General features: G+C 60.1%; 6 protein-coding genes and 1 pseudogene. 1 reads left to right on the top strand and 6 read right to left on the bottom strand.

All coding sequences use genetic code 11. The features are described from left to right. Positions 1–204 precede the first annotated feature (204 nt). The 6 genes from ACQ4N7_RS29605 to ACQ4N7_RS29580 all read right to left on the bottom strand — a co-directional run bounded on the left by ACQ4N7_RS29605 (position 205) and on the right by ACQ4N7_RS29580 (position 8,382). Positions 205–1,677, bottom strand: a complete 1,473-nt coding sequence (locus ACQ4N7_RS29605) for a diguanylate cyclase domain-containing protein (protein ID WP_430715019.1) — start codon at positions 1,675–1,677, stop codon at positions 205–207. Then, positions 1,670–4,777 carry an ATP-binding protein gene (locus ACQ4N7_RS29600; RefSeq protein ID WP_430715018.1) on the bottom strand — a complete coding sequence of 1,036 codons (3,108 nt, stop codon included), beginning with the start codon at positions 4,775–4,777 and terminating at the stop codon, positions 1,670–1,672. Before ACQ4N7_RS29600 ends, ACQ4N7_RS29605 begins: the two co-directional genes overlap by 8 nt. A gap of 323 nt (positions 4,778–5,100) precedes the next feature. After that, positions 5,101–6,063 (bottom strand): sulfotransferase domain-containing protein, encoded by a 963-nt coding sequence (locus ACQ4N7_RS29595; protein WP_430715017.1) that lies wholly within the window; start codon positions 6,061–6,063, stop codon positions 5,101–5,103. A gap of 333 nt (positions 6,064–6,396) precedes the next feature. Beyond that, positions 6,397–7,230 carry a DUF5602 domain-containing protein gene (locus tag ACQ4N7_RS29590; RefSeq protein ID WP_430715016.1) on the bottom strand — a complete coding sequence of 278 codons (834 nt, stop codon included), beginning with the start codon at positions 7,228–7,230 and terminating at the stop codon, positions 6,397–6,399. Positions 7,231–7,398: 168 nt separating this feature from the next. Next, on the bottom strand, positions 7,399–7,881 hold the full coding sequence (locus ACQ4N7_RS29585; RefSeq protein ID WP_430715015.1) for a hypothetical protein: 483 nt from the start codon (positions 7,879–7,881) through the stop codon (positions 7,399–7,401). Between the two features lie 48 nt (positions 7,882–7,929). Continuing rightward, on the bottom strand, positions 7,930–8,382 hold the full coding sequence (locus ACQ4N7_RS29580) for a cupin domain-containing protein (RefSeq protein ID WP_430715014.1): 453 nt from the start codon (positions 8,380–8,382) through the stop codon (positions 7,930–7,932). A 434-nt stretch (positions 8,383–8,816) separates the two neighbouring features. Between ACQ4N7_RS29580 and ACQ4N7_RS29575 the strand changes: the two are divergent. Then, a pseudogene (locus ACQ4N7_RS29575) lies at positions 8,817–9,173 on the top strand (hypothetical protein); the annotation flags it as partial.

Below are 9,173 nucleotides of genomic sequence, written 5' to 3'. Positions count from 1 at the left end.
AAACAGCTGCCTGGTCGCGTGATGTCAACACCATCCAGCGCGGGGTTGACTGGCAGATGAAGGTCGACGACGCACGCTGTAAGCTCGCGTCTGTCTACCCTAAAATTAAGTCTTGACGCTGCACTAGGGCCTGGCCATCAATTCTGGCCACCATCCTTAACCCATCAGCATGGCCCCGCCCGACCCCAAAAAAGGCCAGATTGCCTACATCGGCAGGTCAGAGCCAACCCTATACTGATTGCGTCCCGCCTGTTTGGCGGCGTAGAGGGCGCAATCGGCCAGGGCCAGAGGGCGCGAAATGTCGCCCGCTTGCTCAGGGATTGCCACATGCAGGCCGAAACTCAGCGTGACCTGGTTGGTCGACCCGTGGGAGGCATGGGGAATGTGCAGAGCGGCGATCGCACGCTGCATCTGCTCAACCACCTCAATGGCACCGGCTAGCTCCGTGTTGGGCAAGAGCACCACAAACTCTTCTCCCCCGTAGCGCGCCACTAAATCGGCGGGGCGTTTGAGGCAGTTTTGTAGCGCCTGAGCCACGGCCAGCAGGCAGCGATCGCCCTCGGGGTGCCCGTAGGTATCGTTAAACTGCTTAAAGTAGTCGATATCGCACAAAATCACTGCCAGAGGGCGCTTTTCTCGCTGCAGGCGTCGCCATTCTCGCGTCAGCCGTCGGTCAAAGCAGCGCCGATTAGCAATTTGAGTCAGGCCGTCGGTATTGGAGATGCGTTTGAGCTCATGGTTGGCCTCGCGCAACCGCTGGTGCAGCTCGGCATGCTGAATTGAAATTTCGAGCTGCTGCACAATCAGGGTCAGGGTCTCAATTTCTGGCTGGGCCCAGGGGTTGGCGCAGGGGTCGTTTTGCACTACCAGGCTGCCCCACAAACGCCCCTGCTGGTGAATGGGTAAACATAGCTCTTGGGGAACATCGGTCCGGCAGGATTCTGCCCCTCGGGGAGGCGGGAGCGGGGCCGCTTCAATTGAGCAAATCTGCTGCTTGGTGAGGGTGGGCACCACCGGGGGATGGTGCTCTAGACAGGGGCAGCCCAACCCCTGGACGCAGAGGTCTGAGGCTAGACTATCGCCCGAGAGCGCCAGCAGTTTGCAGCCCTGGGGGTCGCAGGATCGATAAACCATCACCCGCCGCGCCGTCAGCAGCTGCTGTATCGCCTTGACGGTGGTGTTGAGAATGTCGTGCAGGTGAATAGAGGCGTGAATGTCTTGGACGATCTGCCGCGAAATGGCCTCCCACTGGGCCTGAAACTGGGCCCGTTTGCGCAGCTGGCTCAGCTCTAGGTGGGTGCGAATGCGGGCCAGCAGCTCGACCGCGTTAAAGGGCTTGGTGACGTAGTCAACTGCGCCGCACTCAAAGGCCTGGGTCAAATGCTCAACTTCGTGGCTGGCCGTCAAAAAAATAATCGGGATGTGCGCCGTCGCCGGGTTTTGCTGCAGCCGATCGCACACCTCGATGCCGCTTATTTCGGGCATCATCAGATCGAGCAAAATCAAGTCGGGTTTGATATCGTTGAGGCGGTCTAGCACCTGCTGCCCGCGGGCCGCAAAGGTGGTGCGATAGCCCGCCGTATCGAGCACCTTCTGCAAAATTTTGAGATTGGTGGGCACGTCGTCGACGGCCATAATCAGGCACTGGGCGGGCTCAAACACCGGGGACTTAATCATCAGCAGGAGCCTCACCTAAGGCCGCAACCTGGTGAGCTAGCGTCTCTAGCAGGGGCGCAAACGCATTCACGGTGTGGGGGAGCTGTTCCCAATCAAACTGGTCTAGCTGCTGGGTCAGGGTGGTCAGGTAGTCAGACAGCGGTGGGTACGGGTAGCGTGCGATCGCCCCCTGCAGCCGCTTGACAAAGGTTTCGAGCGATCGCGTTTCCAGGGTTTGCCGCAGCGGTTGCCAGCAGTCGAGGGCGATCGCCTGTAGCTCGTTGAGCAGTGCCAGCAGTCGCGGTGGGGTCAGGGCCGCCGGGTCAACCGCTCCAGGGTCGGGCGCGGCCTCGGCGTTAGTGCCGCCTTCTAGTGTTTGGGATACCCCAGTGTCAACCACGCGCTGCATCAACTCCAGGAGCTGCTGGCGCTTGACCGGCTTGTGCAGCAGCCCGTCGTACAGGTCGTTGGCGAGCATGTTTTCGCCCTCGTAGCTGAGCGAAGCCGTGATCAAAATAATTGGAATCGAGCGGGTCAGCTCGTGCTGCTTCAGGGCCAGTGCCGCCGCCTGCCCATCCATCACGGGCATGCGCAGATCGAGCAAAATCAGGTCGGGCAGGTGGGTTTGGGCCATCTGCACCCCTTCCAGCCCGTTTTCGGCAAACAGCAGGCGATGGTGGGTGTTGCGAAAGTAGCCCGCAATCAAATCCTGGTTGGAGCGGGCGTCGTCTACCACCAAAATTTTGAGCGGTGCCCACTGGTTTAGGTCGGTTTCAGCCGCGATCGCCGTCGGCGGCGGGCTGCCCTCGGGGGCGATCGCCACCCGGTCAAACTCACAGGTAAACGTGCTGCCCCGCCCCAGCTGGCTCTCGACGGCAATGGTACCGCCCATCAGCTGGGTGAGCCGATAGGTGATCGCCAGCCCCAGCCCGGTGCCGCCAAACTTGCGATCGCTCTGGCCGTAGCTCTGGGTAAAGGCGTTAAAAATTCGCTGCTGATCGGCCTCGGCAATGCCAATGCCCGTATCGGCCACCGAGATCTTGAGATTGACCGAGGGCTCGCTCGGCTCCGCTGGCAGCGCTGTACAGGCCACCTCGATATCGACCTGGCCCTGCTCGGTAAACTTCAGCGCGTTGCCGACTAAATTAAATAAAATCTGCCGCAGCCGCACCTCGTCCAGCCACAGCGCCTCGGGCAGCCCCGTGCCCAAAATGATCCGCAGCCGAATGCCTTTCTGCGCCGCCTTCTGCTGAAAAATGTGCTGAATATCCTGGATGAGCAGGGTGACATCCGTCGGCTCCAGCTTGATATCCATCTGGCCCGCCTCGATTTTAGACAAGTCAAGAATGTCGTTGATCAGCGACATCAGGGTCTTGCCGCTAGACGATATCGCCTCCAGATAATCCAGCGCCACCGGATTTTGAATAATGGTTTGCAGCAGATCGGTAAAGCCCAGCACGGCATTCATCGGCGTGCGAATCTCGTGGCTCATGTTGGCCAAAAACTCGCTCTTGGCCCGGTTGGCCACCTCGGCCCGCTCTGCCGCCTGCTCTAGGGCCACATTCGAAAAGTTCAGCACGGCCAGCATCAGGGTGTTGCGCAAATCGACTGCCGCTTCGAGCTGCCGGGTCGACCAGGCTACCGATCGCCCGTGCACCAGCTCCTTCCACAGGTCAAACGAATGGCGGGGGCAGAGCATCGGCTCTCCGGCCTCATTGAGGGTAACGCTGGCGCTCAGCTCGCCTGCCCAGTGTACCGTCTCGATCTGCTCGGGGCGAAACAGCACAATGTGGTACGACACGGGCCGGGGCTGCTGCAAAAAGATCGAAATCGCCAGCACCCCGGCCAGCGGCACCGACCACTGCTGGCTGGGAGGGTAGGCCTGCGCCAGCGTCTGAGTGGCAAACACCTGGTCTTCGCTCTGCTCGGCCAGCCAGTCAATCAGGGTTTTGACCTCGGCCTGGGTTGGGGTAGTTCCCACCAAGGCATAGTCTTGATCTAGAACTAGCGCGGTCCCCTCGGCCTCAAACATATTCAGCAGCAGGTTGGCGTTGGTGGTGAGGGTTTTGAGCACCGCGTCTTCGGTTTCGTTGATGGCGATGCCAAGCTGTCCCAGCAGGGTCTTGTTTTGGGCCTGGTAGTAGCTGCGATCGCGCTCTTGGTGGCGCATCAGCTCCAGGCTGGCCACCTTGACCAGCATCGTAAATGCCATCCGGGTAATTTTGGACAATGGCCTGGGCCGGTAGTGGTGGCAGGCCACCAGCCCCCACAACCGCCGATCGTCGGTGAGCGAAAAGGTCAGGGAGGTGCTGACGCCCATGCGGTGCAGATAGTCGATGTGCGGTGGCGATACCCCCCGCAGCTCGGCGGCACCCAGATCGAGGGGGCCGTGGGTGAGGGGGTGCTCCTCGGGCACCAGGGGCACAGGCACGTAGTCGAGGGCGGGAATATAGCGCAGCGGGTTGGCGTAGAACAGCGATCGCGCTTCTTGGGGAATATCGGTGGCCGGGTAGTGCAGCCCCAGATAGTCTTCGTGGGGGCTGAGGTTGACCTCGGCCACCACCACCCCGCTCTGATCGGGCTGAAAGCGATACACCATCACCCGGTCAAACCCCGTCAGCCGCTGAATTTCGCGGGCAAAGCTCTCGACCAGCGATTGCAGGTCTGTAGCGGTGCCAAAGGCAGCGATCGCCGTGTTGATTTGGCAGCACAGCTCCTCCGAGGTGGGTTCACTGGCGCTCTGCGGCTCTAGCTCCATCAGCAGAGACTCTTGCTGCCAGTGCAGGCTGGCCGCAAACGACTGCCCCGTAGCCGGGTGGGTCAGAGTCAGGTAGGCCGCCGCCCGAGTTTGGTCGAGGCCGTGGCGCAGCAGCTCTACATCGGCAGCCGCAAACACCTCGCTCAGGGGCTGCCCCAGCAGCGCCGCCGGGGGCTGGTGCAGCAGCGCCTCCACATTGGCGCTCACCTGCAAGATCGTCAGGTCGGGGTAGCTCAGGGCGATCAGCAGGCCGTGGGGCTGAATATTTTGAATAAAGCGAATCGGATAGGGATTGCAGACCTCTAGGGCCAGCAAATCGTCGTTGCTGAGCGATCGCGGGGTGTGGTCGAGAGTTTCAGCCATGCCAATCTAGCCGAGGGAGTGCTGAAAGCCAAAGGCTATTAGCGTTTACATCAAGCCTAGCTGGGGGTTGCTAATCCCCTCCTGACAGAGACTTGCCATACCGTGACTTGTTATACCGTTCATAATGCCCAGAACCAAAGTTTCTCGGCGCTAAACTAGCCTGCCCAAAATAATTCGCATTGTTCAATCGCCGTTCTACCGCCGCGCGGCCCGTTGCTGCGTTGCTGCGTCCAATGATACGCCTATCGCTTTCACAGCAAAGCCACCCCAGGCACTTGGCTGGGGTGGCTTTGCCTAAATAGCAGAGCGGCTAAAAAAGGGGCCTAACCGGCGGGCAGTTCACCATTGGCCAGCCAGTAGGCGCAGTCTTCACCCAGCTGGGCCTGGGCCACGGCTTCGTACCAGCGAATATCGGCATCGGTAAGGGTGTCGCGCCAGCGACCGTTAGTGCCCTTGTTGATAAAGGTCTGGGCTCCGCCCTCAAAGATCATGCCGCCCAGGGGGGCGACCTGCTCGGCATTGCGCTTCATGTAGTCGAAGGTGCAGTGCTCCACGATTGCCTCCCACCGCGACTCATCCACGGGGGTTTCGAGAAACGCGGCGATGCGGCGCATTTGCCCCGGCAGATCTTGCTTGAGCTGGGCGTAGTGCACCATCAATACGTTGGGCAGATGGCGCACCTGCCACCAGGAGCGCATGTTGTCCCACAGCGACCAGAAGGGGTAGCCGTCGTTTTCGAGCCAGTCGAGAAAGTACTCGCGCACCGAGCTAGAGGGCGGTGCCAGGGGTGGCCCCACCAGCCCAGGGGTGTTGTTCAACAGGTCGTAGAAGGTGGCGTTGGCGTTGGCGTGGTGGTTGTAGAGGCTCCACAGCACGTCGCGCCCGTCGCGGCCAATGTAGATGTACTTGACCTGGGGCGAAAAGACCAGGGCATCGACGGGCAGGTGGGTTTTGAGAAAGCGGCGGTGGGTCTGGGCCTTGACGGCAGCCAGTTTTACCGGGGCGGGCGGCACCCGCAGATCCATCCAGGGCGACATCTCGCCCACGTTTAGCCCCTCCTGACCGTTAAAGATCAGCTGGGCGACAATCTGCTGCATCCAGGTGGTGCCCGACTTGCCGTAGGTGGCAATGACAATGTCGTCGTGGCGAAACTCAAAGTCGTTCCAAATGGTGGAGTCGAAGTGGTGGCTGTGCAGCTCGCGAGTTTTTACAGGCCAGTAGTTGATCCCTGCTCCAGACGGGTCTGCGGTAACGGATTGAGCAGGTTTGTCGATGGCTTGGGTCATAGGTGGGTCTCCTGGTGAAAAGCGTGAAATGTAGCAGGTGTTACACAGCTCGATTAGCTACACCCGGCTACACTGGGTTTCCGGACAAGCTGAAAAGAATGGGGTGTAGGCCAGGCTGGGCTAAGGCTATAAAGCCCTGGGGGCTGCCATGCATTAACTGCTGATGGCCCAACAATTGGCGATGACGGCCCCTAGCCTATTCTGCGTCGGGCGAGGCAACGCTGGTAGAAGAAGGATGGTGGTCAGAATAGATGGCACGCCCTAGCTTGTCTTTTGGGTCGGGCGTGGTAAGGCTTGATATCCCGAGCTTTTAGCCACAATTGATGACACGCCCTAGGGCTCAGAGAAATTCATCAGCGCGACAACGTATTCCTGAGTGGCCTCGCTGTAGGTGACCCGGTAGCGGGTGGGATACAGCCCTGGACGGGCGTAGCGCTGGGGTCGAGCAAAGTCCCCTTCAAAATTCTGCTGGCTGGCTAGAAAGTCTAGCGAAACCATGGGTTCGAGGAAGGCGATCGCGCCGTTGTAGAAGCCGTAGATCAGCGTGTGGTCAAAGCCGTGGGGGTGGCCCTGAAACTCGGTTGCAGTGGGGTCAACCCAGTGGGCACCCATGCCCGGTTCGGCACTGTCGGGAGCCAGCACGTAGCCCGCCGGAATGTATTCAGGGGCCGGAGTTTTGTAGGTTTTCTCAAGGTCGGCCCCCTGGGCGGTAATGGCCTGGCGCTCGGCGGGGGTAATGGTGTAGGCGTGAATGTCGAAGTGGGCATCGCCATAGATCGGCTCTGGCGGGTGACCGTGGGGCCGCCAGTCTATGGCGATGTGATCGATCGCGGTAGATTCAGCCTGAAAAGGCAGGGGCAGCAGGAGTTCGATGCCCTCCTGGGGCAGGCTAGCCAGGGTTTCTGCTGTAATGATCACCCCCACCTCCTGAGGGTAGTTGTGGCTATCGAGGGCGACGTAGGTGCGAACCGTGCCGCCGCCCAAAACCTGGGGTACGCCTTCAATTACAGACGGCTGGTTGGTGCTGTCTTCTGAGGCCGAGGCCATGCTCGCGATCGGCTGGGGCCTGTTTTCTAACGTCAGACTTGACAGTTGAGAGTAGCCATTGACTGAGAGCAGCACCAGGGCAGCACCCGTGCTGTAGAGCAGAGTGTGGAAGGGACGCATGGGGGATCCTTTGGGGGTGAAGGGGTAGGTGGGTGGATGGGTGGGCGGGTAGGTGAGTGGGCGGGAGGGGTAAGGGGGAATGGGCTGCTTGGTTTTCTAGGACTTTGGCAGCCTCATCCACGCATCCACCCATCCACGCATCCACCCGCCCACTCCCCAATTGCTAAACTATCGGGCTGTGGCGAGGGCAAACTGCTCGACTAGGGCGGGCAGGTGTTCGGGGCTAAAAACGGCCTGGTACTTGGCGGCCATGGCCGGGGTGAGCAGCTCTAGCATGAGCTGGTTTTCGACCCAAAATTCGACGACGTCAAACAGGCCGTCGCGGCTGGCAAACAGCACCCGCCAGCCTTCGCGATCGCCAATGCGCTCCAGCTCTTCAAGGCTGACGGGCACCGAAATGGCGGCGTGAAAGGCACAGTACTGGGTCGGCTGCGGATTGAGCTGAAAGCCTGCCTGACCCTCGTGGCTATCAGGGAAGATTTCGGAGCCGGTTGGGTAGACCTCGATCGCGGTGCCGTAGACATCGGCGGCTATGGCTATGTAGCTGCCGGGGTTGGGCGGAAAGGGAATCACGTAGCCCTGAAAGATTTCGGCCATGACGGTGGCCACGTGGAGGGGGGCGTTAGCGCTGACAGAAATGTGGTGAATCATGGAAAATCTCCTTGGTTGTATAGGGTTGAGTTGCCAGGGGCAAACGAGTTAGCGCAGTTGCAGACCGTACTTGGCGCAGATCTGCTGCATGGTTTCCATGTCGGTGGTCAGATCGGTGACGCGGTCCCCCACTTCGAGATAAAACGCTTCGGCAGAGGCTGGGGCAATGGTGAGCAGGGCACGAGCGCTGGTAGACAGAATCTTGAAGCCGTGTACCGCATTGGCCGGAACGTGGGCGACGCTGCCCGCTGTGCAAATTTGTTGCTGGTTGCCAATCTGAATTTCCAGTTCCCCTTCGAGCAGGTAAAAGGTCTCTTCCCAGGGGTGGCTGTGCAGGGGAGCGCCGCTTCCGGCGGTATCGGTGAGTTCGGCTAGGGCGTAGTAGCCGTTGGTGTCTGCCGAAGTCAGTTTGCGGGTGATGGTGTGGGTCAGCATTTGGTAGGCTCGACCTTCATCAGACTCTAAAAAGATGGGGTGCTGGCGTTGCAGAGTAGTGGGCATGGGGGTTCTCCTTACAGCAGGGGTGCAGGCGGTGCTGCGGGAGTAAACCCGCAGCCGCTGAAAGATTTCCGTGGGGAAAATGATGGCTAGAGATGCCCGGTGAAGCAGGGAAACCGCAACCTATGCACGGCCAGTTTTGGTTCGCTGCTTCACTTGGCCGGTCTGGTGTTAACCATGTTCCCAATATCCTCAGAAAGCCTCTTTGTCACCAGAGAAGATACGGATAGTTAAGTGCTTACTTAGACCTTTTAGTTAAGCGTTGGTTTTGAGTTAGTTGGGTATGCCTGGTGGGTGATGTATCTGAACGTTGCGTGGGATCAAAAACCGGCCCTTAACTCGAACTTATCTCGGTTAACTGGCGTAAAATAAGCAACACTCTGGGTTTTGCTGCTGGTTTTATTTCACATCCTCACGTTGACCCACGTTGACCATCTATGACCGCCGCCAAAAAGAGCCGCAGACGGGGAGTTGTGTTATCGCCAGCGGGCTGTCGCAAACTGGATGCGGCCAGGCGGCAGCTTGAAAACACCCTCAACAACGGCGATCGCTTCACCCTCGAAGAAATTAGCGATCGCACCCGCCTTGCCCTCAGCACCGTCACCCGCGTGCTCGACGGCCAACACGGCGTCGATAAACAAACCCTCGACCAATTCTTCGCCGCCTTCGACCTGCTCCTAGAGCGCACCGACTATCAGCACCCCAACCCCAGCGAGGGGGGGGGGGGGGGGGGGCGGGGGGGGGGGGGGGGGGGGGGGGGGGGGGGGGGGGGGGGGGGGGGGGGGGGGGGGGGG

This window comes from Nodosilinea sp. AN01ver1, assembly GCF_050565655.1.
In the GTDB taxonomy this organism is placed as follows: domain Bacteria; phylum Cyanobacteriota; class Cyanobacteriia; order Phormidesmidales; family Phormidesmidaceae; genus Nodosilinea.
This window is presented reverse-complemented; position numbering and strand designations above follow the sequence as displayed.

Coding starts and splice junctions, on each gene's coding strand:
- ACQ4N7_RS29580 (WP_430715014.1), bottom strand. CDS start 8,382: ATGCCCACTACTCTGCAACGCCAGCACCCCATCTTTTTAGAGTCTGAT.
- ACQ4N7_RS29590 (WP_430715016.1), bottom strand. CDS start 7,230: ATGCGTCCCTTCCACACTCTGCTCTACAGCACGGGTGCTGCCCTGGTG.
- ACQ4N7_RS29600 (WP_430715018.1), bottom strand. CDS start 4,777: ATGGCTGAAACTCTCGACCACACCCCGCGATCGCTCAGCAACGACGAT.
- ACQ4N7_RS29595 (WP_430715017.1), bottom strand. CDS start 6,063: ATGACCCAAGCCATCGACAAACCTGCTCAATCCGTTACCGCAGACCCG.
- ACQ4N7_RS29585 (WP_430715015.1), bottom strand. CDS start 7,881: ATGATTCACCACATTTCTGTCAGCGCTAACGCCCCCCTCCACGTGGCC.
- ACQ4N7_RS29605 (WP_430715019.1), bottom strand. CDS start 1,677: ATGATTAAGTCCCCGGTGTTTGAGCCCGCCCAGTGCCTGATTATGGCC.